Annotated in this window: 26 protein-coding genes; 14 read left to right on the top strand and 12 right to left on the bottom strand. The window is 72.8% G+C overall.

Going from position 1 to position 21,857, the window contains the following annotated elements; genetic code table 11:
- From BM385_RS01360 to BM385_RS01350, 3 genes are all read left to right on the top strand, one after another.
- Positions 1-621 carry a DUF4232 domain-containing protein gene (locus BM385_RS01360; RefSeq protein ID WP_093841916.1) on the top strand — a complete coding sequence of 207 codons (621 nt, stop codon included), beginning with the start codon at positions 1-3 and terminating at the stop codon, positions 619-621.
- Between the two features lie 83 nt (positions 622-704).
- Entirely contained in the window at positions 705-1,547 is an 843-nt protein-coding gene (locus BM385_RS01355) for an AraC family transcriptional regulator (protein ID WP_093841915.1), read from the top strand.
- 82 nt (positions 1,548-1,629) lie between these two features.
- The gene (locus tag BM385_RS01350; protein WP_093841914.1) at positions 1,630-2,088 is read left to right on the top strand and encodes a cupin domain-containing protein; all 459 of its coding nucleotides are present in this window, start codon (positions 1,630-1,632) and stop codon (positions 2,086-2,088) included.
- A gap of 138 nt (positions 2,089-2,226) precedes the next feature.
- On the opposite strand, the gene ygfZ is transcribed toward BM385_RS01350, so the two are convergent.
- Together ygfZ and BM385_RS01340 are read right to left on the bottom strand one after the other, a co-directional pair.
- The gene (gene ygfZ / locus BM385_RS01345) at positions 2,227-3,198 is read right to left on the bottom strand and encodes a CAF17-like 4Fe-4S cluster assembly/insertion protein YgfZ (RefSeq protein WP_019431813.1); all 972 of its coding nucleotides are present in this window, start codon (positions 3,196-3,198) and stop codon (positions 2,227-2,229) included.
- Between the two features lie 9 nt (positions 3,199-3,207).
- The gene (locus tag BM385_RS01340; RefSeq protein ID WP_019431812.1) at positions 3,208-3,648 is read right to left on the bottom strand and encodes a Fur family transcriptional regulator; all 441 of its coding nucleotides are present in this window, start codon (positions 3,646-3,648) and stop codon (positions 3,208-3,210) included.
- Between the two features lie 169 nt (positions 3,649-3,817).
- On the opposite strand from BM385_RS01340, the gene BM385_RS01335 reads away from it, so the two are divergent.
- Complete coding sequence (locus BM385_RS01335; RefSeq protein ID WP_093841913.1) at positions 3,818-4,570, top strand: SDR family oxidoreductase; 753 nt, start codon at positions 3,818-3,820, stop codon at positions 4,568-4,570.
- A 19-nt stretch (positions 4,571-4,589) separates the two neighbouring features.
- Here BM385_RS01335 and BM385_RS01330 read toward each other — a convergent pair whose 3' ends face one another.
- The 8 genes from BM385_RS01330 to BM385_RS01295 form a co-directional block, all read right to left on the bottom strand.
- On the bottom strand, positions 4,590-5,267 hold the full coding sequence (locus BM385_RS01330; RefSeq protein ID WP_093841912.1) for a hypothetical protein: 678 nt from the start codon (positions 5,265-5,267) through the stop codon (positions 4,590-4,592).
- Between the two features lie 206 nt (positions 5,268-5,473).
- Positions 5,474-6,037, bottom strand: a complete 564-nt coding sequence (locus BM385_RS01325; RefSeq protein WP_019431809.1) for a heme-binding beta-barrel domain-containing protein — start codon at positions 6,035-6,037, stop codon at positions 5,474-5,476.
- A 528-nt stretch (positions 6,038-6,565) separates the two neighbouring features.
- Complete coding sequence (locus BM385_RS01315) at positions 6,566-6,853, bottom strand: DUF1416 domain-containing protein (protein ID WP_093841911.1); 288 nt, start codon at positions 6,851-6,853, stop codon at positions 6,566-6,568.
- 21 nt (positions 6,854-6,874) lie between these two features.
- Positions 6,875-7,714 (bottom strand): sulfurtransferase, encoded by an 840-nt coding sequence (locus tag BM385_RS01310; protein WP_019431806.1) that lies wholly within the window; start codon positions 7,712-7,714, stop codon positions 6,875-6,877.
- Between the two features lie 167 nt (positions 7,715-7,881).
- Positions 7,882-7,980: a putative leader peptide gene (locus tag BM385_RS28335; protein ID WP_367889587.1), complete on the bottom strand. Its 99-nt coding sequence runs from the start codon at positions 7,978-7,980 to the stop codon at positions 7,882-7,884.
- A gap of 142 nt (positions 7,981-8,122) precedes the next feature.
- Positions 8,123-8,845, bottom strand: a complete 723-nt coding sequence (locus tag BM385_RS01305; RefSeq protein WP_175542891.1) for an LmeA family phospholipid-binding protein — start codon at positions 8,843-8,845, stop codon at positions 8,123-8,125.
- Positions 8,846-8,949: 104 nt separating this feature from the next.
- Positions 8,950-9,756: a hypothetical protein gene (locus BM385_RS01300; protein ID WP_019431804.1), complete on the bottom strand. Its 807-nt coding sequence runs from the start codon at positions 9,754-9,756 to the stop codon at positions 8,950-8,952.
- Positions 9,757-9,809: 53 nt separating this feature from the next.
- On the bottom strand, positions 9,810-10,076 hold the full coding sequence (locus tag BM385_RS01295) for a MoaD/ThiS family protein (RefSeq protein WP_019431803.1): 267 nt from the start codon (positions 10,074-10,076) through the stop codon (positions 9,810-9,812).
- A gap of 226 nt (positions 10,077-10,302) precedes the next feature.
- Between BM385_RS01295 and BM385_RS01290 the strand changes: the two genes are divergently transcribed.
- The 7 genes from BM385_RS01290 to BM385_RS01260 all read left to right on the top strand — a co-directional run bounded on the left by BM385_RS01290 (position 10,303) and on the right by BM385_RS01260 (position 16,746).
- The gene (locus tag BM385_RS01290) at positions 10,303-11,055 is read left to right on the top strand and encodes a response regulator transcription factor (RefSeq protein ID WP_019431802.1); all 753 of its coding nucleotides are present in this window, start codon (positions 10,303-10,305) and stop codon (positions 11,053-11,055) included.
- A 71-nt stretch (positions 11,056-11,126) separates the two neighbouring features.
- Positions 11,127-12,158, top strand: coding sequence for a LacI family DNA-binding transcriptional regulator (locus BM385_RS01285; protein ID WP_093841909.1), 1,032 nt, complete (start codon positions 11,127-11,129; stop codon positions 12,156-12,158).
- A gap of 98 nt (positions 12,159-12,256) precedes the next feature.
- Positions 12,257-12,847, top strand: coding sequence for a Uma2 family endonuclease (locus BM385_RS01280; protein WP_019431800.1), 591 nt, complete (start codon positions 12,257-12,259; stop codon positions 12,845-12,847).
- Positions 12,848-12,917: 70 nt separating this feature from the next.
- Entirely contained in the window at positions 12,918-13,502 is a 585-nt protein-coding gene (locus tag BM385_RS01275) for a Uma2 family endonuclease (protein WP_367889583.1), read from the top strand.
- 76 nt (positions 13,503-13,578) lie between these two features.
- Positions 13,579-14,568, top strand: a complete 990-nt coding sequence (locus BM385_RS01270; RefSeq protein ID WP_037755079.1) for a S1C family serine protease — start codon at positions 13,579-13,581, stop codon at positions 14,566-14,568.
- 34 nt (positions 14,569-14,602) lie between these two features.
- Positions 14,603-15,334 carry a response regulator transcription factor gene (locus tag BM385_RS01265; protein WP_026047091.1) on the top strand — a complete coding sequence of 244 codons (732 nt, stop codon included), beginning with the start codon at positions 14,603-14,605 and terminating at the stop codon, positions 15,332-15,334.
- Positions 15,331-16,746, top strand: coding sequence for a HAMP domain-containing sensor histidine kinase (locus tag BM385_RS01260; protein ID WP_093841907.1), 1,416 nt, complete (start codon positions 15,331-15,333; stop codon positions 16,744-16,746). Before BM385_RS01265 ends, BM385_RS01260 begins: the two co-directional genes overlap by 4 nt.
- Positions 16,747-16,780: 34 nt before the next feature.
- Here the strand turns inward: BM385_RS01260 and soxR are convergent, their stop codons facing one another.
- Positions 16,781-17,278, bottom strand: a complete 498-nt coding sequence (gene soxR, locus BM385_RS01255; RefSeq protein ID WP_019431795.1) for a redox-sensitive transcriptional activator SoxR — start codon at positions 17,276-17,278, stop codon at positions 16,781-16,783.
- A gap of 70 nt (positions 17,279-17,348) precedes the next feature.
- Here soxR and BM385_RS01250 point away from each other — a divergent pair, with 70 nt between their 5' ends.
- Complete coding sequence (locus tag BM385_RS01250) at positions 17,349-18,170, top strand: metallophosphoesterase family protein (RefSeq protein WP_093841906.1); 822 nt, start codon at positions 17,349-17,351, stop codon at positions 18,168-18,170.
- A complete protein-coding gene (locus BM385_RS01245) occupies positions 18,167-18,865 on the top strand; it encodes a 4'-phosphopantetheinyl transferase family protein (protein ID WP_051131009.1) in 699 nt (232 codons plus the stop codon). Before BM385_RS01250 ends, BM385_RS01245 begins: the two co-directional genes overlap by 4 nt.
- On the opposite strand, the gene BM385_RS01240 is transcribed toward BM385_RS01245, so the two are convergent.
- Complete coding sequence (locus BM385_RS01240; protein WP_093841905.1) at positions 18,855-20,678, bottom strand: bifunctional metallophosphatase/5'-nucleotidase; 1,824 nt, start codon at positions 20,676-20,678, stop codon at positions 18,855-18,857. The two genes, BM385_RS01245 and BM385_RS01240, sit on opposite strands and share 11 nt — an antisense overlap.
- A gap of 228 nt (positions 20,679-20,906) precedes the next feature.
- Here BM385_RS01240 and mshD point away from each other — a divergent pair, with 228 nt between their 5' ends.
- Positions 20,907-21,803 (top strand): mycothiol synthase, encoded by an 897-nt coding sequence (gene mshD, locus BM385_RS01235; RefSeq protein WP_093841904.1) that lies wholly within the window; start codon positions 20,907-20,909, stop codon positions 21,801-21,803.
- Positions 21,804-21,857 lie beyond the last annotated feature (54 nt).

Raw genomic sequence — 21,857 nt, 5'->3', positions numbered from 1 at the left:
GTGCGCCGTCCGCCGCTCGCCCGCGCCGCCGGCGTACTCGCCCCCGCGCTGCTCCTGCTGACCGCGGGCTGCGGCACCGCCCCCGCCGGCACTCCACCGCCCCCGGACGCGGACGCCGCCGCACCCCGGCCGAGCACCCCCGCCCCCGAACGCCCCGACTGCCCCGCGTCCGGCGTCCGCATCACCGAGGACGGCGGGGACGCCGCCATGGGCCTGCGCGTCCTGGGCCTGCGGCTGACCAACTGCGGCACCGAACCCTACGAACTGCACGGCTACCCCGCCGTCGCCGTGCTGGACGAGGACGGCGACCCGTACCCCATCAAGGTCCTGCGCGGCACCGGCCCCATCACCAGCGACCTGGAGGCCCTGGACAGCGAGCCCGAGCCGCTCACCGTGGCCCCCGGGGAGTACGCCACGGCCGCGCTCGTGTGGCGCAACACCGTCGACGACCTCTCCCGACCCCTGGCCAACGGGGAACGGATCAGCGTCAGCCCCGCCGAGGGCCTCCCCGCCCAGCGCGTCCCGGCCGTCGTCGACCTCGGCACCACCGGCACCCTGGGCGTCGGCCCCTGGCGCGCGGCCGGGGCGGCGGAGGAGGCGGAGGAAGCGGACACACCCTAGGCGCGGTGTCCGGGAGCTGGACGACGCAGCCGGGCCGGGCTCCGCGCGTTCTCCCGGGCCGGGCGGCTCGTACACTCGCGACAATGGAGGACCACACGGCCACCGGGATCCGTGCCCGTCCGGCGCCCGTCTTGCGGGAGTACGTCGACTCGTATGTCGGCTTCGACCTCCGCGGGTTCCCGACGGGGGTGCACTGCGGCCCGCCGGGCCGCGCGCTCACCGCGGTGATCAGCCTGTCGGAGCCTCTGGAGGTGGCGGCAGGCGTTGACGACGGGTCACCGGTCACCCGCTTCGGCAGCGTGGCCGGCGGTCTGATGGCCCGGTCCGTCGCGATCCACCACGACGGACGCCAGCAGGGTGTGCGGATCGCGCTGACACCGCTCGGCGCCCGGGCCGTCTACGGCATGCCGTCCGCCGAACTCGCCCACCGGCTGGTCCCGCTCGACGCACTTCTCGGAGCGCTCGCCGCCGAACTGGTCGACCGGCTCCGATCGGCGACGACCTGGGCGGCGCGGTTCGCCGCGCTGGACGCGTTGCTCCTGCGAGCCGTCCAGCGCGGCCTTGGCGCCCACGGCGACCGTGTGCGCGGCGTGCGCCCCGAGGTGGCCGAGGCGTGGCGCCGCCTTGTCGCCGCGCGGGGTCGCGTCCAGGTCGGCGCGGTCGCCGCGGAACTCGGCTGGAGCCGTCGGTACCTCGCCGAGCGGTTCCGCGGCGAGGTGGGGATGTCGCCGAAGACCTTCGCCCGGGTCCTGCGCTTCGAGCACGCGCACGCACTGGCGACGGCGCAGGACCCGCCCCCGTGGACCGAGGTGGCGACTGTCGCCGGCTACGCCGACCAGGCCCATCTCGTCCGGGACTGGCGCGAGTTCACCGGCCGGTCGCCGACGGCCTGGCGGGACGGCGAAGTCCTCCTCGCGGCCGGGTAGCCGCCGACCGTCCGCCCTCGCACCGGCCTCTCTTCCCATTTCTTCAAGACCACCCGGTCGCCGTCCTGCGACGATCACCGGCATGAGACTCGTCGACAACGCACGCAACGCCATCGACCTGCGGACCACCCCCGTGCACCTCGGACTGGGATCGAGCGCGAAACCCGTCGAGGGGTTCGCCTGGGACCCTCAGGTGCTCCAGGCCTACAGCGCCGCGGTCGCGGCGGACGGCGCCGAGGGCCGGATGGTGACGATCTTCGACGGCGACGGCCCCGGCGACCACTGGGAGCGCCACCCCGCCGGCGACGAACTGGTCGTCTGCCTCAGCGGGTCCGTGACGGTCACCCGCGACCTGGACGGGGTGCCCGACCGCGTGCTGCTCGGACCGGGCGAGGCCACCATCAACCCGGCCGGAGCATGGCACGCGGTCGACATGACGGGGCCGGCGTCCATCCTGACCATCACCGCCGGCCTCGGCACCGACCACCGGCCCCGGACCGGCGAGCACGCCGGCCCGCCCGGCCCGGAGGAAACGCCGTGACGACCCGCGTCGCCTGCCCCGGCGACAGCCCCACCCGCACGCCGTGCCGCGCCGCGGCCCCGACACGCTCGCCGGGCGCCGGGGCGGTCCGGTGCTCACCCGGGCCAGCCGCAGTACCAACCTCTGTGGTCAGTACACCTAGGGCTCGACGATCGTCTCCTGCGCCGCCGGGGTGTCCCCGGCCAGCAGCGGGGCGTCCGCCGGGACGTTGCGCTTCACCAGGGCCAGCGCGATCGGGCCCAGTTCGTGGTGGCGGGCCGAGGTGGTGACGAAGCCCAGCTGCCGGCCCTCCGCGCCCTCCGACGCCAGGCGCACCGGCGCCCCGTGCTCGGGGATCTTCACCTCGCTGCCGTCCAGGTGCAGGAAGACCAGGCGGCGCGGCGGCCGGCCCAGGTTGTGGACCCGGGCCACCGTCTCCTGACCCCGGTAGCAGCCCTTGGCCAGATGCACCGCGCCGCCGATCCAGCCCAGCTCGTGCGGGATCGTCCGGTGGTCGGTCTCCCGGCCGAGACGCGGCCGGTGCCCGGCCACCCGCAGCGCCTCGTACGCCAGCACCCCGGCCGCCGGGCCCGCCCGGTCCGCGAACGCCGCCAGCTCGCCGCGCGGCACGAACACGTCCCGGCCGTGCGGCGTCTCGCGCACCACCCAGTCGCCCGGCACCTCGGTGATCGAGCCGGCCGGCAGGAACACCACCGCGTACGCGTCCGTGCGGTCGGCGACCTCCACCCGGTAGAAGAACGTCATCGACTCCAGATAGCCGATCAGCGCCGCCCGGCTGCCGGGCTCGGTGTGCATCCAGGTGGTGGTGCCGTCGTCCACCAGGTACAGGGCATGCTCGATGTGGCCCTTCGCGGACAGGATCAGCGCCTCGGTGGCCTGCCCGGCGGGCAGCTGCTCCACGTGCTGGGTCAGCAGCAGATGCAGCCAGCTCAGCCGGTCGGCGCCGGTGACCGCGACCACCTCGCGGTGGGAGAGATCCACCAGGCCCCGCCCCTGGTCCAGCGCCCGTTGTTCCCGGAAGAGATCACCGTAGTGCGCGGCGACCCCGGCATCGGGGGCATCCGCGGCGACCGCGCCGGGCAGGGACAGCAGAGGACTGGCGTACGACATACCGCCAGCCTACGGCGCGGCCGTTCCGTCCGGACCGGCCGTGCAGTCCCCGCAGCGGCCGAAAATCGCGAAATGCCGCAGATCGGTCTCGAAGCCGAAGTCCTTGCGCAGTTGCCGGGCGAACGGCTCGGCCACCTCCAGGTCCGCCTCCAGCACCGTGCCGCAGTCCCGGCACATCAGATGCATGTGGTGGTGGCGCTCCGCCAGGTGGTACGTGGGCGCCCCGTGGCCGAGGTGGGCGTGCGAGACCAGGCCCAGCTCCTCCAGCAGCTCCAGCGTGCGGTAGACGGTGGAGATGTTGACCCCGCCGGCGGTACGGCGCACCTCGGTGAGGATGTCCTCCGGCGTGGAGTGCTCCAGCTTGTCGACAGCCTCCAGCACCAGCTGCCGCTGGGGCGTCAGCCGGTATCCGCGATCACGGAGCGAGGTCTGCCAGTCGGTGCTCACCACGAGCCCAGTGTAGGAGGAATCCGCCAGGGCATAGGGTCGCCCGTTAGCGCCTCCGCACGGAGGCGGCCGGAGGGGATCGGCGGCCCCCGTGCGGGGAGGCGGTTCCCACCCTGCCCGGGGGTATGTCAAACGGGCGTAAAGCCCACAGCGCACGGGAGGAACCCAAGCGATGGATCTCGGACTGGCGGATCGCGTCCACATCGTCACCGGAGGCAGCAAGGGCCTGGGCCACGCCACGGCCGCCGCCCTCGTCGCGGACGGGGCCAGGGTCGTACTGGCCTCCCGGGACGCGGAGCGCGTCGAGGCCGCGGCGGCGGCCCTGGGCGCCCCGGACCGGGTGACCGGCCTGGCCGCCGACCTGGCCGACCCGGAGGCGGCAGAACGGCTGACGGCGCTCGCCCTGGACCGGTTCGGCCGGCTGGACGGCGCGCTGATCTCGGTCGGCGGCCCGCCGCCCGGTACCGCCGCCTCGGTCACCGACGAGCAGTGGCGCACCGCGTTCGAATCGGTCTTCCTCGGCGCCGTCCGCGCCGCCAGGACCTTCGCCGCCGCGCTCACCGGCGAGGGCGCCATCGGCCTGGTGCTCTCCACCTCGGTGCGCTCGCCGATCGGCGGGCTCGGCATCTCCAACGGGCTGCGCCCGGGCCTGGCGATGGTGGCCAAGGACATGGCGGACGAGTTCGGGCCGCGCGGCGTGCGGGTGCTCGGGCTGCTGCCGGGCCGGATCGCCACCGACCGGATGACGCAGCTGGACGCGGCGTTCCCCGACGCCCGCGAGTCCGCGCTGGCGGGCATCCCGCTGGGCCGCTACGGCGAGCCGGAGGAGTTCGGCCGCACGGCCGCGTTCCTGCTCTCCCCGGCGGCCTCCTACCTCACCGGCTCGGTCATCCCGGTGGACGGCGGCGCGCTGCGCACCCTGTGAGGGCGGTGCCCCCGCCGGTTCAGAACCGTGGGCTCCGGCCGCCGCCGCAGGTGGCGGCCCGGTGCTCCAGCACGGCCGGGAAGCGGTCCAGGACCTGGATCTCCTTGGCCGCCTCGGTGCTGATCCAGCCGAGCACCCGGTAGATCATCCGGTGGTCGTGCACGAGATCGCGGTGGTGTATCGGCTCGTGGTGCATCACCCGGTTCCGCAGCAGCCGCAGCGCGTCCAGCGTGCCGTGCAGTTCGTCGCGGCGCCCGGAGTAGTGCGGGAACGCCCGGTGCAGCACGGGCACCCACAGCTGGCGGTCGTACTGGCCGCCCCGGCCGCCCTTGCTGAGCAGCGACACCCAGAAGCCGAAGTTCAGCTCGGCGACCACATGGTCCGGCGGGACGGGCCCGGGGCGCCGCCGCCGGCTGATGCGGCCGGCCTCCCGCGTCAGCCGCCGCCCGGCGTCGTTCAGCGGGGCCGCATGCCACCAGTCGGGCCGCCCGTAGGCGTCCCGCAGCCGCTCGTGCAGCGCGTTGCGTAAGGAGATCTCCAGGCAGTGCAGCGGCCCGTACAGCGCCGCCGACGCCTCGACGTTCCACCAGTACAGCCGCTCGGCCCGCCCGGGGTCGCCGTCACTGGCCCGCAGATAGCCGGCCAGCCGGGGCCGGGAGAACGCCCGGGTCATCCACACGGGCGGCTGCTCGGTCATCCGGTCCGCACTCCTCGCCCCCGCCCCGGACGCGCTCTCGCCGGGCCGGGGCCCTCGTGGTACGTTCGCAAGGTGAGCCTCGGGTCCGCCTCTGACCGACATGCCGCCCGAGGCAGGGCTTCACCGGATGCCCCCGGTGCCGCGCACGCGGCCGGGGGCGTTCTGCTGTCCGGGCTCCGGCGCCCGCCGGGCCCGGCCCGCGCCGGTCAGCGGAAGAAGGCGATGCCGTCGTCCGGCAGGTCCTTCAGGTCCTTGGCCCAGGTGCTGGGGTCGACGACCTTCTTCAGGTGCGCCGACATGTACGGGCGCAGCGGCACCTCGGGGGTCGCCTTCTCGCCGACCCACATCAGATCGCTGTTGACGTAGCCGTACAGCCGCTTTCCGCCCGTGTAGGGACCGGCGGACGGCGTACGCGCGATGGCGTCGGTGGCCAGGTCGATGCGCGGCTTGCCCTCGGCCAGTTCTCCGTACCAGACCTCGGCGACCCCGTCCTGGCGGATCAGGACGGCCTCGACCTTGCGCTCGCCCGTCACCCGCCAGAAGCCGTGCTCGGACTCCAGCGGGCGGACCTTCTCGCCCTGGTCGTCCAGCTGCCAGGTGTGCGAGGAGTACTCCAGGAAGTCCCGGCCGTCGTGCGAGAAGCTGACTTCCTGGCCGAAGTTGGTGGCTTCCTCACCGGCGAACTCGGCCACGCCCGCGCCGGTCCAGTTGCCCAGCAGGAAGACCAGCGGTACGAGATCGGGGTGCAGATCGGAGGGGATCTCGATCATCAGCGCTGGCCCTGGTAGAGCTTCTTCACGACCAGGCCGGTGAACGCCGCGGTGCCCACGGCGACCAGAACCATCAGGGTGATGAAGAATGCCTCGAGCACGGGGGCTCCTAGTGCGTCGGCGGGAAAAATACGGTGCTCTGCCGAGTCTAGCGGGCCGCATCCTGGGGAAGCCGAGGGAGGTAGGCCAGTTGGCTGGGTGGCGTGCCGTGCCCATTGACCGTTTTGTGATCACGCCGGACTGAACGGGTTCGGCGGCTCGTGCGTCTAACGGCGTGGAGAGGATGTGATCATGAATTGTCCGAACTGTGGCGGTAACATGCATCAAGGACCCGCGGGCGACTGGGTCTGCGGCAACTGCGGGACGGCGAGCTGACCGACCTTGCCGCTGAACCCGGAAACACCGTCGACCAACCAGGAATCCCAGGACTCCGAACCCCCTGATACCCGAAGGCCGCGCCCCCTCCGGTGACACCGTAAGGGGCGCGGTCGTTTTGCGTTTCCGCCGGGGCCGGGGCCGGGGCCGGGGCTACAGCGCGATGGCGACCTCGGCCAGCGCGCCGCGCTCGGCGAGCACCACGGTGCGGTCGGCGCTCCCGCCGGGAACCAGCGCGCGCACCGTCCAGGTGCCCTCGGCCGCGAAGAACCGGAACTGGCCCGTCGCCGAGGTGGGCACCTCCGCCGTGAACTCGCCGGTGCCGTCAAGCAGTCGGACGTACCCCGTCACCGGTACCCCGTCCCGCGTGACCACGCCCTGGATGGTCGTCTGGCCCACCGTGGCGGCGGCGTCGGGGCCGCCGGACTTCGCTCCGCACATGATTCCTGTCTCCGTCTTCTCTTACTTCGCCGGGCCGGTCTCGACGGGGACGCCCACCAGCGAGCCGTACTCGGTCCACGAGCCGTCGTAGTTCTTGACGTTCTGCTGACCCAGCAGCTCGTGCAGCACGAACCAGCTGTGCGCCGAGCGCTCACCGATGCGGCAGTACGCGATGGTGTCCTTGCTCAGGTCGACGCCCTCGCCCTCGTACAGCGCGGTCAGTTCCTCGTCCGAGCGGAAGGTGCCGTCGTCGTTCGCGGACTTCGACCACGGGATGTTGCGGGCGGACGGCACGTGGCCGGCCACCTGCGACTGCTCCTGCGGCAGGTGCGCCGGGGCGAGCAGCTTGCCGGTGAACTCGTCGGGGGAGCGCACGTCGACCAGGTTCTGGGTGCCGATCGCCGCCACGACCTCGTCGCGGAAGGCGCGGATGGACAGGTCCTGCTCCTGGGCGCGGTACTCGGTGGCGGCGCGCTGCGGCACCTCGGCCACCAGGTCGCGGGAGTCCAGCTCCCACTTCTTGCGCCCGCCGTCCAGCAGCCGGACGTCGCCGTGGCCGTACAGCTTGAAGTACCAGTACGCGTAGGCCGCGAACCAGTTGTTGTTGCCGCCGTACAGCACCACCGTGTCGTCGTTGGCGATGCCCTTGGCGGACAGCAGCTTCTCGAAGCCCTCGCGGTCGACGAAGTCGCGGCGCACCGGGTCCTGGAGGTCCTGCTTCCAGTCGATGCGGATGGCGTTCTTGATGTGGTTCTTCTCGTAGGCGGAGGTGTCCTCGTCCACCTCGACGATGACGACCTTGGGGTCGTCGAGGTGCTGCTGGACCCAGTCGGCGTCCACCAGGACGTCACTGCGGCTCATGCTCGTTCTCCTTCGGCTGTGGTGAGCAGGGGGGAGTCGGGAGTTCATGCCGGTATGTACCGATACGTACCGGACGCGGACCGGCGTACGCACGGGCCGAGGGCACGGCGCGGCGCACCGGTGGCGGTGCGGGGGTGGTACGGCGGTGCGCGGGAAGGGCGCGGCTGTCAGCCGGCGCGGCGACAGAGCATGGCGGCGACGCGGCAGAGGTCCACTGCCCGCCGCTTGGTGAGTCCCCCGGCGGGGGTGCCCGCAGCCTGACGCATCATGTCCGTGATCGTACGGATACGGTCCCCGGCCTGTCACCAGGCTTCCGGATGCTGAGATGTGGATGTCCGCCATCCGGACAACGGGGCGAGGCCCCGTCCGGCGGCGGTGCGGCGGCGGTCCGGCGGTGCGCGGAGCCGGTCAGCCCACCAGCCGCAGATCGCTCCCGCTCACCGACAGCTCAAGGCCCTGCTCACCCGGCGTCACCGCGTCCAGGCTCAGCCCGTCCGGCAGCCCCGAGATGGTGCGCTCCACCCCGGCCTGCTCGTCGATCAGCGCCTCCACCTGCGACAGCGCGGCAGCGGGCAGACTCGGCAGCTCGTCCTTGTCGACGTTCACCCGCACCCGGTCGCCCTCCAGGGTGATGTCCCCCGGCACGTCCCCCACATTGAGGCGCTGCCCCATCACCGACGCCTGGAGCGTGATCAGCAGCCGCCCGTCGTCCGCGAGACCGAAGGCGATGCCGAGCCCCGTGCTGTCCGAGCCCAGCAGCTCGCCGTACGCCCGGCCCAGCTCCTCGTACGTGATCAGCCCGGTGCCGTCCGCCTGCCGCGCGGTGGCGGTCGAGTAGTTCGAGCCGAGCTTCAGATCGCGCAGCTCGATGTCCAGCTGCTCCACCGTGATCGAGGTGCCGTCCACCTGCGCCGGGTAGGAGTCGAGACCGACATCGACCCGGCTCAGGTTCTTGCCCAGGATCTGGGTGAGGAAGGGGAAACCCTTGACCGACACGTCCGGGGTCTCGGAGAGGCCGAGCGAACTCTGTGCCTTCGCGGCGACCTCGTCCTCGGCGTACGACACCGCGAGCCGGTCGGCCACGGTGAAGAGCACGCCGAGGACGACGAGCACGATCACTGATATTCGCAAGGCGCGCATTGGGTGTGGTTCCCCCGTCGTATGTCCGGTCTGCCGCGAGCGTAACCCGGCCCTCCGGTTCGCGGCGGGCGGACGATCGCCTTGCAGCAGCTCCGTTACAAGAGCACCCGGGCCAGCGGATACACCGCCGGGGCCGCCGCCGTCAGGGGCAGCGCCACCCCCGCGGTGAAGTGCACGAACCGGGACGGGAAGTCGTAACTGGCCACCCGCAGCCCCGCCAGCGCGCACGCCCCGGCCGCCGCGCCGAGCGCCGCGCCCTTCCACAGCTCCAGGTCCGCCAGCTGCGCCGCCCCGGCCCCGGCCGCCGTGGCCAGCACGAAGGCGAGAGCGGGCGCCACGAACGCCGCCGTCACCAGCCCGCGCGCCACCGCCGCCACGGCGACGGCCGTCGCGGCCACCACCACCGCCGTCGAGGAGAACTCCACCGCCGCCAGATGACCGGCGGCCACCACCGTCAGCAGCGTGGACGCGGCGGTCGCGGTCAGCGCGTCCAGCCGCTCGTCCCCGCCGCCCCGGTGCCGCAGCTGGAGCAGCACCACCAGCAGGAACCAGACGCCGAGCGTGCCCACCATGGCGGTGATGCCGTGCTCGCGGGAGGTGGACAGCAGCGCGACATCGGCCGCCAGGCCCGCCGCGAACGCCAGCAGGATGCCCTGCCGGGCCGGCCACATCCCGTTCAGCCGGAACCAGCCGGCCGCGGTGACCGCCTGGAGCACGACCACCGGCCCCAGCAGCGCCCACTGCCCGTGCGGCGCGGTGACGGCGAACAGCGCCGCCAGCACCGCCGTCAGCAGGGCCGGCTGGATACCGGGCGGGATGATCGGCGAGGCGGCCCGGTGCGACGTGCTCGTCGCGCGGGGGTCGCCGGACGGACGGGTGGCGGGATCAGTGGTGTCACTCACGGCGCTATTTTCGTACGGATGGACGGGTGACCGTGGCCCGTCGCCCGGCCCGCTCACGCGCAGCCCCCCGCGAACGGCGGCAGCACCTCGACGACCGCGCCCTCCGGCAGCGCCACCTCGTCGTGCCCGCGGCGCCCCACCTGCTCCCCGTTCACCAGGAAGGAGCAGCGCGCCAGCACCCGCGCGAACTCCGGCCGGGCCGCGTGCCGCTCCCGCGCCGCCGCCAGCGCCGCGCCCAGGGTGGCGGCCTCGTACCCCTCCTCAGCCGTACCGGCCGCGGCCTTCGCCGCCGCCCAGTACCGGATGGTCCCGCTCGCCATCAAGCCTCCCGAAGAGATGTGCGCGCAGCCATCATGATGGCTGGTGTCCGTCCCGCTCCTTAAGACGGCCCCTGCGCGAGATGAACTGTTTCGGCTATGCTGCTCGCCAAGTAAAGGATCCGGGCGATGGCGCCGTACCGGGTCCTTTCGTGCTTTCAGGGCAGAGCCGCTCACAACGTCCCGTCGCCCCCGCCGCCGTCAGGACCGAGGAAGGAAACCGCCCCCCATGAGTTCCCTGCTGCTGCTGACCAACGCACTCCAGCCGTCCTCGCACGTGCTCCCCGCCCTCGAACTGCTGCTGCACAACGTACGCGTCGCACCCGCCGAGGGCCCCGCCCTGGTGGACGCCCCCACCGCCGACGTGATCCTGGTGGACGGCCGCAAGGACCTCCCCCAGGTCCGCTCCCTGTGCCAGCTGCTGCGCTCCACCGGCCCCGGCTGCCCGCTCGTGCTGATCGTCACCGAGGGCGGCCTCGCCGCCGTCACCGCCGACTGGGGCGTGGACGACGTCGTCCTGGACACCGCCGGCCCGGCCGAGGTCGAGGCACGGCTGCGGCTGGCCACCGGCCGCCAGCAGCTCAGCAACGACGACAGCCCGATGGAGATCCGCAACGGCGACCTGTCGGTCGACGAGGCCACCTACAGCGCCAAGCTCAAGGGACGCGTCCTCGACCTCACCTTCAAGGAGTTCGAGCTGCTGAAGTACCTGGCGCAGCACCCGGGCCGGGTCTTCACCCGCGCCCAGCTGCTCCAGGAGGTCTGGGGCTACGACTACTTCGGCGGCACCCGCACCGTGGACGTCCACGTGCGGCGGCTGCGCGCCAAGCTGGGGCCCGAGCACGAGTCGCTCATCGGCACGGTGCGCAACGTCGGTTACCGCTTCGTCGTCCCCGAGAAGGAGAAGCCGGCCGACGAGCACGCGCGCGCGGTCACCCGCGAGGCCGAGCAGCTCATCAAGGAGGCGGCGCGGCGCGCCTGAGCGCCCCACCGGCCCGTCTTCCGCCCCCGGGACCTGTGTTCCGGGGGCGGCTGCGCGCGTAGACTGCCCCGGTGGCCAAGGTGACGCGGGACGATGTGGCGCGACTGGCGGGTACGTCGACCGCGGTCGTGAGCTATGTCATCAACAACGGACCGCGCCCCGTCGCGGCCGGTACGCGCGAGCGGGTGCTCGCGGCGATCAAGGAACTGGGCTACCGCCCGGACCGGGTGGCGCAGGCGATGGCCTCCCAGCGCACCGATCTCATAGGTCTGATCGTGCCGGACGCCCGGCAGCCGTTCTTCGCGGAGATGGCGCACGCGGTGGAACAGGCGGCGGCCGAGCGCGGGAAGATGGTGCTCGTCGGCAACTCCGACTACCTGGACGAGCGCGAAGTCCACTACCTGCGGGCGTTCCTCGGGATGCGGGTCTCGGGCCTGATCCTGATCAGCCAGGGCCCGAGCGAGCACGCGGCGGCGGAGATCGACGCGTGGGACGCGCGGGTGGTGCTGCTGCACCGCCGGCCGGACGCCATCGACGACGTGGCGGTGGTCCTCGACGACATCGGCGGCGCCCGCCGGCTCACCCGGCACCTGCTGGACCACGGACACCCGTACGTGGCGTGCCTGGGCGGGGTGGAGTCCACCCCGGAGTCCGGCGACCCGGTGACCGACCATGTGACCGGCTGGCGCCGGGCGATGGACGAGGCGGGCCTGTCCACCGAGGGCCGGCTGTTCCAGGCCCCGTACAACCGGTACGACGCCTACCGGGTGGCCCTGGACCTGCTGTCGGGCCCCGACCGGCCGCCGGCGCTGGTGTGCGCCACCGACGACCAGGCGATCGGCGTGCTGCGGGCGGCGCGCGAACTGCGGATCGACGTCCCCGGCGAGCTGGCGGTGGCCGGTTTCGACGACGTGAAGGAAGCGGCGCTGACCGATCCCCCGCTGACGACGGTCGGCTCCGACCGGGTGGGCATGGCCCGCGCGGCGGTGGACCTGGCGATCAACGACCAGGACGGCCCACCCCTGGAGCGCCACCGCCGCTTCCCCTCCCAGCTGCGCATCCGCCGCTCCTGCGGCTGCCCGGCGGAGCGGCCGTCACCTTGACGGCGGATGGTCATACGTTCGGGTGAAGTGGGTCGGTGGACCTGATTCGGGTGGTCCGGGCATGCTGGAGTTGGTGTCGGCCATGTAAGGAGACCGCCATGAGCGCAGCCGCGACCGATTTCCCGGCGCTCCAGCCGGATGACTGGCCCGAGCTCGTCCGGAACTGGGAAGAGCTCGATGTTCCCCCCGGGTACAGGGCGGAGATCATTGACGGGAAGTCGATCACGTTGACACCGCCGCCCTCGCTGGACCACGCCGCCATCGCCAGCTTGTTGCACCGGCAACTGGTCAAGCGGTTGCCCGAGGAGTACGAGACATTTCAGAACATCGGGGTGGCCGCCTCCGGGCAGAAGAGGGTGTACATCCCCGATCTTGTGGTGGCACTCCGGGATCAGGTGTGCGGGCCCGAGCGCAGGATCGAGGCCGATGAGGCCGAGCTGATCGTGGAAATCACCTCCCCCAGCAACGCCAATCATGACCGGATCAACAAGGCGGCGGTCTACGCTGCCGGGGGCGTACCGCTGTATCTGCTGGTGGACGCTCTGGGCGCAGCCGGCCCCATGGTGACGCTGTTCGGATCCCCGGTCTCCGGTGTGTACCGGACCCTGGCCTCCGTCAAGTTCGGCGAGCCCGTCCTCGTGCCCGAGCCCCTCGGCCTGGAGCTGGACACCAGCAGCTTTCCCAGCTGAGAACACAGGGGAGCTCTGAAGCACCTCTCATCTCGGCCGCTGACGGCAAGGTAAGGAGTCCGCTGTGAGTGTGCCTGCCGTTGAACCCCCGTACATCAGGGGAGAGACCTGGGATGAGCTCCTCAGGACCTGGGAAGCGCTGGATGTTCCCGAGGGCTGGAAAGCGGAGATCATCGAGGGGTACATCATCGTGCGGCCCGCGCCGTCGAAGCCGCACACCTATATCGCGAGCAAGCTGCACCGGAGGCTGCTTCCGGTGCTGCCCGAGGGCTGGGACGTCTACCAGAACGTCGACGTGCGGATTCCGCTGCGCTCGGGTGTCTTCCAGCCCGACCTGGTGGTGCTGCCCGAAGCCCTGATGCTAGACGGCACGCCGGAGACCCAGGCGGGAGACGCCGCCCTGGTCGTGGAGGTCACATCGCGCGGGAACGCGGGCCGGGACCGCGTCGAAAAGCTCGCCGGGTACGCACGGGCCGGTGTCCCGCTCTATCTGCTGGTGGACCGGGTCGCTTCTCAGGGGCCCGTGATCACGCTGTTCGGTGAACCCCGCAGCGGGGTGTACCGGACGCTGTGGACCGGGAAATTCGGCGATCCGATCCCGTTGCCCGACCCCTTCGAGCACGCCATCGACTCCAGTGATTTCCCCGCCGGCTGACCGCCCCGCGGAAATCGCAGGGGAACTCTGAGGCGCCTCTCAGGCGCCTCTCATCTTCCGGGCGCACGCTCGGGGCATGAGCGAACACCAGGGGAACCAGGAGAACGAGCCCTTCCACGCCTACCCGCCGCTGCCCGGGCACGCGCCCGATGCCGCCGTGGACGGTGGTGCTCCGCCGGCCGGGCCGGCCAGCCACCGGGGGAGAAGGCGCCGGGCCGGGAGGTCCGTGGCGCTGCTGGCCGCCGTGGCCGTGGTCGCCGCCGGGGTCGGGGGCGGGACCGCCGCGCTGCTCGGGGACGCGCAGGTGGGGGCCACCGGCACCGGGACCAGCGTCAGCGGCACCAATGTGTCGGTGCACACCGACGGCACGGTGGCCTCCGTCGCCGCCGCCGTGGCGCCGTCCGTCGTGGAGATCTCCACGCAGACCGCCACCGGCTCCGGGGTGATCCTCTCCTCGGACGGGAAAATCCTCACCAACAACCACGTCGTCTCCGGCGCCGGCGAGGTCCAGGTGACCTTCTCCGACGGCTCCACCGCCACCGCGACCGTCACCGGCACCGACCCGGACACCGACCTCGCCGTCATCCAGGCCCGGGACGTCTCCGGGCTGCCCGCCGCGACGCTCGGCGACTCCGACGCGGTGGCCGTCGGCGACCAGGTGGTGGCCATCGGCTCGCCCGAGGGGCTGTCCGGCACCGTCACCAGCGGGATCGTTTCCGCACTCGACCGCGAGGTCACCGTCTCCACCGAGGACAGCACCCCGCAGCAGCAACAGCAGCAGCAGTGGCCGTTCGAGTCCGGCGGCGGACGGTACAACGGCGATCTCGGCTCCGGCGGCACCACCACCTACCGGGCGATCCAGACCGACGCCTCCCTCAACCCCGGCAACTCCGGCGGCGCGCTCGTCAACATGAACGGCGAGATCATCGGCATCAACTCCGCCATGTACAGCGCCTCCGCCGACTCCGGCAGCGCGGGACTGGGCTTCGCCATCCCCGTCAACACCGTCAAGACCGTCCTGAGCGACCTGGAGAGCGGCGGCTCCGGCGCGGTCGGCAACGTCTGATCCGGCCGGTGCGAGTGATGCGAGACTGACGCGCATGAGTGATGGTTCGCGGGTGCTGATCGTCGACGACGAGCCGGCCGTGCGGGACGCCCTCCAGCGCTCCCTGGCCTTCGAGGGGTACGCCACCGAGACCGCCGTCGACGGCCTCGACGCCCTCACCAAGGCCGAGCGCTACCACCCGGACGCGATCGTCCTCGATGTGCTCATGCCCCGCATGGACGGCCTCACCACCGCCCGGCGGCTGCGCGCCACCGGGGACCGGGTGCCCATCCTGATGCTGACCGCCCGCGACACGATCGGCGACCGGGTCAGCGGCCTGGACGCCGGGGCGGACGACTACCTCGTCAAGCCCTTCGAACTCGACGAGCTGCTGGCCCGGCTGCGGGCCCTGCTGCGCCGCAGCGGTTACGCCCGCCCGGCCGCGCCGGACGGCGGCGACGGCACCGGGCCCGACCCGGACGCCGGGCTGCTGACCTTCGGCGAACTGCGCATGGACCCCGCCACCCGGGAGGTACGGCGCGGGCAGCGGCCGGTGGAGCTGACCCGCACCGAGTACACGCTGCTGGAGCTCTTCCTCACCCACCCCCGCCAGGTCCTCACCCGGGAGCAGATCCTGCACGCCGTGTGGGGCTTCGAGTACGAGCCGTCGTCCAACTCCCTGGACGTCTACATCATGTATCTGCGCCGCAAGACCGAGGCCGGCGGCGAGCCGCGCCTGGTGCACACCGTGCGCGGCGTCGGCTACGTGCTGCGGGACGCGCCGTGAGGTCCGGCCGCGGTCTGTCGCTGCGCTCCCGGCTGGCGCTGCTGACGGCGGCGGCCGTGGCGGTGGCCGTGGCGGCGTGCGCGATCGCGGCCTGGTTCCTGGTCCGTGACCAGCTGATCAGGTCCCTCGACGACACGCTGCGGGACAACCGGGCCGACCCGGTGGCGGTCTACCGCATGTGGCAGAACGGCCAGTGCTACGCGGAACCGGCCGACGTCCCGCAGAACGTGCCGATGCCGTTCGACTCCACCATCCAGGTGGTCTCGGCCGACGGGTCGAGCTGCATCATCTCCGGGGCGGCGACCCTGGACGTCTCGCCCTCCGACACCGCCGTCGCGGGCCGCAGGGCCGCCGAGTCCTTCCACAACGCCACCGGTTCGGACGGCGTCACCTACCGGGTGCTCACCCGTCCGCTGGAGACCACCACCAACGGCGCCGTCACCGTGGCCCGCCCGCTGAGCGAGGTCACCGACCCGCTGCGCTCCCTCGTCGTGGTGCTGGCCCTGGTCGCCGCCGCCGGGGCGATCACCGCCGCCGGGGCCGGGGTGGCGCTGGCCCGGGCCGGGCTGCGGCCGGTGGACCGGCTGACGGCGGCGGCCGAGCACGTGGCCGCGACCGAGGATCTGAGCACCCGCATCCCGGTGGCCGGCGACGACGAGATCGCCCGGCTCTCGGCCGCCTTCAACTCCATGACGGCCGCCCTCGCCTCCTCCCGCGAGCTCCAGCAACAGCTGATCGCCGACGCGGGACACGAGCTGCGCACCCCGCTGACCTCGCTGCGCACCAACATCGACCTGCTGGTGCGCAGCGAGCAGACCGGGCGCCCGCTGCCGCCGGACGACCGGCGGCGGCTGCTGGAGTCGGTGACCGATCAGCTGGCCGAACTCGCCGCGCTCATCGGCGATCTCCAGGAGCTGTCCCGCCCGGAGAAGCCCGCCGGGCACGGCAGCCGGCTGGAGGTGGTGGGGCTGCACGAGGTGACGCGCCGCGCCGTGGACCGGGTGCGGCTGCGCGGCCGGGCGCGCGGCCTGGCCATCGAGGCCGAACTGGAGGACTGGTTCGTGCGCGCCGAACCGGCCGCGCTGGAGCGGGCGCTGGTCAACCTGCTCGACAACGCGGTGAAGTTCAGCGGCGACGGGGAGGTGGTGGAGGTGACGCTGCACGGCGGGCTGCTGCGCATCCGCGACCACGGGCCCGGCATCCCGCCGCACGAACTGCCGCACGTCTTCGAACGGTTCTGGCGTTCCCCGGGCGCGCGCGGGCTGCCGGGCTCCGGGCTCGGGCTGTCGATCGTGGCGCGGACGGTGCGCGAGAGCGGCGGGGACGTGGCGCTGCACCCGGCGGCGGGCGGCGGTATCGAGGCGGTGCTGCGGCTTCCCGGTGCCCCGACCCCGCCGCCGTCCGTACCGTGACCGGGCCGGGCGGCCCGCGGCGGGCCCCAGCGGGTCAGGAGCAGCTGACGCCGCAGCCGGGGGCGCCCTCGGGGGCGTCCTCCAGGAGCCGCACCGGCCCGGTGCCGCGCTGGCCGTAGACGTCCTGCGGGTTGGCCAGCGCGCAGCTGTCCAGCGACAGGCAGCCGCAGCCGATGCAGCCGGTCAGGTCGTCCCTGATCCGGGTGAGCTGCCAGATCCGCGCGTTGAGATCGGCCTTCCAGAACTCGGACAGCCGGGCCCAGTCCGCCTTGGTGGGGGTGCGGCCCTCCGGCAGCTCGTGCAGGGCCTCGCGGATGGCGTTCAGTGGCATGCCGACGTTCTGCGAGACTTTGATGAACGCCACCCGGCGCAGGGTGTCGCGGTGGTAGCGGCGCTGGTTGCCCGAGGTGCGGCGGCTGCTGATGAGGCCCTGGTCCTCGTAGAAGCGCAGCGCGGAGGTGGCGACGCCGCTGCGTTCGGCGAGCTGTCCGATGGTGAGTTCTCTGGTGATCGTGGGAGGCACGTCCGCCATGGTACGCAGACCTCAATCCCCATTGAACTCTGCGTTTCGGCGGTCCTCCCGGGTGGGGAGTACCCAGCACATGGGGAGACTGCTGGCCATCAGCGATCTGCATGTGGCCTACGACGAGAACCGCAAGATCACCGAGGAGCTGAGACCGGAGTCGGACGACGACTGGCTGCTGGTCGCAGGCGATGTGGGGGAGACGTTCGCGGACATCGAGTGGGCGCTGACGCTGCTCGCCGACCGGTTCGCGCAGGTGGTGTGGGTCCCGGGCAACCACGAGCTGTGGACACCCGCCTCCGACCCGGTGCAACTGCGCGGCGAGCACCGCTACCAGCGGCTGGTCGAACTCTGCCGCGGCCTGGGCGTCCTCACCCCCGAGGACCCGTACGCCCTGTGGCAGGGTGAGCGCGGCCCGGTCGCCGTCGCGCCGCTGTTCCTGCTGTACGACTACACCTTCCGGCCGCCCGGCACCCGCACCACCGCCGAGGCGCTGGCCGTGGCGGAGGCCGCCGGGGTGGTGTGCACCGACGAATACCTGCTGCACCCCGACCCGTACCCCAGCCGCCAGGCGTGGTGCCGGGCCCGCCTGGAGTACACCGAGGAGCGGCTGGCCGCGCTGCCCGACGGGGTGCCCACCGTGCTGATCAACCACCATCCGCTGATCCGGCAGCCCACCCGGGTGCTGCGTTACCCGGAGTTCGCGCTGTGGTGCGGGACCGAGGCCACCGACGACTGGCCGGTACGGTTCCGGGCTGCCGCCGTCGTCTACGGGCATCTGCACATCCCGCGCCGCATCACCCGCGACGGCGTCCCGCACCACGAGGTGTCGCTGGGCTACCCGCGCGAGTGGCGCCCGCGCGGCGGGACGCCCGGCCGGCCGGTGGTGATCCGCGCGTGATCGCGGAACTGCTGCCGCGCGAGGTGAGCGCGGTCGAGATGTTCGGGGACCCGGACGGCACACCGGACCTCTTCCCCGAGGAGGCGGCGGTGGTGGCCCGCGCGGTGCCCAAGCGCCGCCAGGAGTTCGCCACGGTGCGGGCCTGCGCCCGTACCGCCCTGGAGCGGATCGGCGGCCCCCGGGTGCCGTTGCTGCCGGGCGAGCGCGGGGCGCCGGGCTGGCCGCCGGGGTTCATCGGCTCGATGACGCACTGCACCGGCTACCGGGCCGCCGTGGTGGCCGCCGCCGGCCGGGGGCTGGCCTCGCTCGGGGTGGACGCCGAGCCGCACGAGGCGCTGCGCGACCCGGGCGTGGTGGAGATGGTGACGCTGCCCGGGGAGCGCGAGCACCTGGCGAAGCTGGCCGCCTCGCACCCCCGGGTGCGCTGGGAGCGGCTGCTGTTCAGCGCCAAGGAGAGCGTCTACAAGGCGTGGTTCCCGCTGACCGGCCGCTGGCTGGGCTTCGAGGAGGCGCGGATCGCCTTCGACCCGGACGCCGGGGCGTTCACCGCCGAACTGCTGGTGCCGGGCCCGGTGGTCGACGGGGTGCCGATCCGGCGCTTCGCCGGCCGGTGGCTGGTACGGGACGGGCTGCTGGTGACGGCGATCGCCGTCCCCGCGCCGCGCCCCGTACCGGCCGGGGGGATCACTGGATGACGGTGATCCGGTCGGCCGCCGGCGCGGCCAGCGGGTTCTCGGGGGAGGAGTGGGCCAGGAGGTAGTCGGCCAGCACCCGCATGTCGTCGTTGCCGACGCGCGGGTCCGTGCCCTCCGCCAGGGTCGGGAAGCCGTCCCCGCCGCCCGCCAGGAAGGAGTTGACCGCGATCCGGTAGGTGCGCCCGTCCTCGATCGGCTCACCGTCCAGCCGGACGGTGTCCGCCACGATCCGGTCGGCGCCGGAGCGGGTGAGGTCCAGGGTGTAGCTGAGCCCGGCGGAGGGCTGGAGGATCTTGGGCGCGGCGGCGTTCGGGCCGCTGACCTGCTCGCGCAGCACCTGGAGCAGCTGCTCGCCGGTGAGGGACAGCAGGTTGACGGTGTTGGAGAACGGCTGGACGGTGAAGCCCTCGCCGTACGTCACGACGCCGTCGCCCTCGTCGCCGCTCGCGGCGTACACCAGGTCGGCGCGCACCCCGCCGGGGTTCATCAGCGCCAGGTCGGCGCTGCCCTCCAGCTCGATGGCGTGCGCCAGCTGGGCGTCGGCGATCAGGTCGCCGAGCGGGAACTCGGGGGTGCCGGCGCCGCGCCCGGGGATGTCCTCGGAGATGTAGCCGATGGGAGCGCCCGCGACCGGGGCGGCCAGCTCGTTCCAGTAGTCGATGAGCCGGGTGAGGTCCCGGGCCGGCTTCTGGTCGCGGTGCACGACGCGGTTGGTGCCCTCGACGGAGGTGCGCACGATGTCCTTGGTGCGCGGGTCGTAGCGCATGGTCAGCTCGGTGAACAGCCGGCCGTTGGAGGCGGCGGAGGTGACCAGCCGGTCGTTGCCGTCCGGGTCGGGGATGGTGCACACGTACGGCTGGTGGGTGTGGCCGGTGATCAGCGCGTCGACGCCCGGGTCGATGGTCCGGGCGATCTCCACGATCGGCCCCGAGATGCCGTCGGCGCCCGCGTCGCAGTCGGCGTTGTAGGCGGGGTTGGCCGGGTAGCCGCCCTCGTGGATCAGCGCGATGACCGCGTTGACGCCCTGCGCCGCCAGCTCGGCGGTGTAGCGGTTGATGGTCTCGGCCTCGTCCAGGAACTCCAGGCCCTCGATGCCTTCCTGGGTGACGATGTCGGCCGTCCCCTCCAGGGTGACGCCGATGAACCCGACCTTGACGCCCTTGATGTTCTGGACGGTGTACGGGGCCAGCACCGGTTCGCCGGTGTCCTCGTGCACGACGTTGGCGGCGAGGTAGGGGAAGTCGGCGCCGTCGAAGGTGCGGTCGTCGGCGTAGCAGCCGTCCACCGGGTGGCAGCCGCCCTCCTGGAGGCGGATCAGCTCCTCCCAGCCCTCGTCGAACTCGTGGTTGCCGACGCCCGCGACGTCCATCTTCAGCTGGTTGAGGGCCTCGATGGTGGGCTCGTCGTGGAAGAGACCGGAGAGCAGCGGGGTGGCGCCGACCAGGTCACCGGCGGCGACCGTCACCGAGCGCTGGTGGCCCTTGCGGGCCTCGCGCAGCCCGGTGGCCAGGTACTCGATGCCGCCGGCGGTCAGCGTCTCGGTGCTGCCGTCCGCGTGTTCGTGGGTGACCTGGCCGCCGGAGCCCTCCGGGGGTTCCAGCGCGCCGTGCAGGTCGTTGATGGCCAGGATCTGGAGGTCGAGACCGGGCCCGGGGTGACCGGCGCCCGGCCCGTTGCCGTTGCCGTTGCCGTTGCCGGGGCCGGCCTGGGCGGCCGGCACTCCGACGGCGAGGGCACCGGCGGCGGCGAGGGTGACCGCGCCTGCCGTCAGTCTGAATCTGCGGGAACGCCGCGTGGCGGCCGAGGTGCGCATCAGCGGAGATTGCCTCTCGTGGAATCAGGGGACAAGCAAGGAGAAGGGGGGCGACGGCCGGCGGGGTCCCCGGCACGGCCGCCGCGGACCGAGGGAGTGCAGGGGACGGACAGCGGGAGATGACATGACAGTGCGACGGCAGCCTACGGCTACGCGCGTAGCGTGTCAGGGGGCCGCGGGTAACAAGCGGATGAAGGGTCCGGGCGATATGGGCATAGAGTCTCCGTCATGAGTGACGTCATCGTGGTCGACGAGGTGACGGGCCCCCAGCTGCGCGCGACCGAGCGGCTGATCGACGCGGCGGCCCGCACCGACGGGCAGAGCGCCGTATCGGAACAGGGCAGGCTGCTGCTGCGCGGCGGCCGGCGGGACGGGGTGAAGCACCTGCTCCTGCAGCACGCGGACCAACTGGTGGGCTACGCCCAGCTGGACGGCACCGACCCGGTCGAAGCCCCCTCGGCCGAGCTGGTGGTGCACCCCGCGCACCGCGGGCAGGGCCACGGACGGCTGCTCGGCGGCGCCCTGCTGGCCGCCTCGGGCCACCGGCTGCGGCTGTGGGCGCACGGCGGCCACCCGGCCGCCCGGCACCTGGCGCAGGTGCTCGGCCTCACCCTCTTCCGCGAGCTGCGGCAGCTGCGTCGCCCGCTGGGGGGACTGCGCGACGTCGATCCGGTACTGCCCGAAGGGGTGACGGTCCGCAGCTTCGTGCCGGGACGGGACGACGCCGCCTGGCTGGCGCTCAACGCGGAGGCGTTCGCCCACCACCCCGAGCAGGGCGCCCTCACCCAGATTGACCTGGACGCCCGGAAGAAGGAGCCCTGGTTCGACCCATCCGGGTTCTTTCTCGCGGTGCGCGGCGAGAAACTGCTGGGCTTCCACTGGACGAAGGTGCACAGCGCCGAGTCCCTGGGCGAGGTCTACGTCGTGGGCGTCGCCCCCGAGGCGCAGAACCTCGGGCTCGGCAAGGCGCTCACCCTGATCGGCCTGCGCTACCTGGCCGCCGACCGGGCGCTGCCCACCGCCATGCTGTACGTCGACGCCGACAACACCGCGGCCCTGCGGGTGTACGAGGGGCTCGGTTTCCGCACCCACGAACGCGACCTCATGTACCGCACCGAAACCTGATCCGCATCCCGGCCACCTCCCGGTCACACCGCTGACGTGCTCCGTTCGCACTCC

Origin of the sequence: Streptomyces harbinensis, assembly GCF_900116145.1 — a bacterium.
GTDB lineage: Bacteria > Actinomycetota > Actinomycetes > Streptomycetales > Streptomycetaceae > Streptomyces > Streptomyces carpaticus.
Note: the sequence above shows the minus strand (reverse complement) of the source record. Positions and strands in the feature narration are given on the sequence as shown.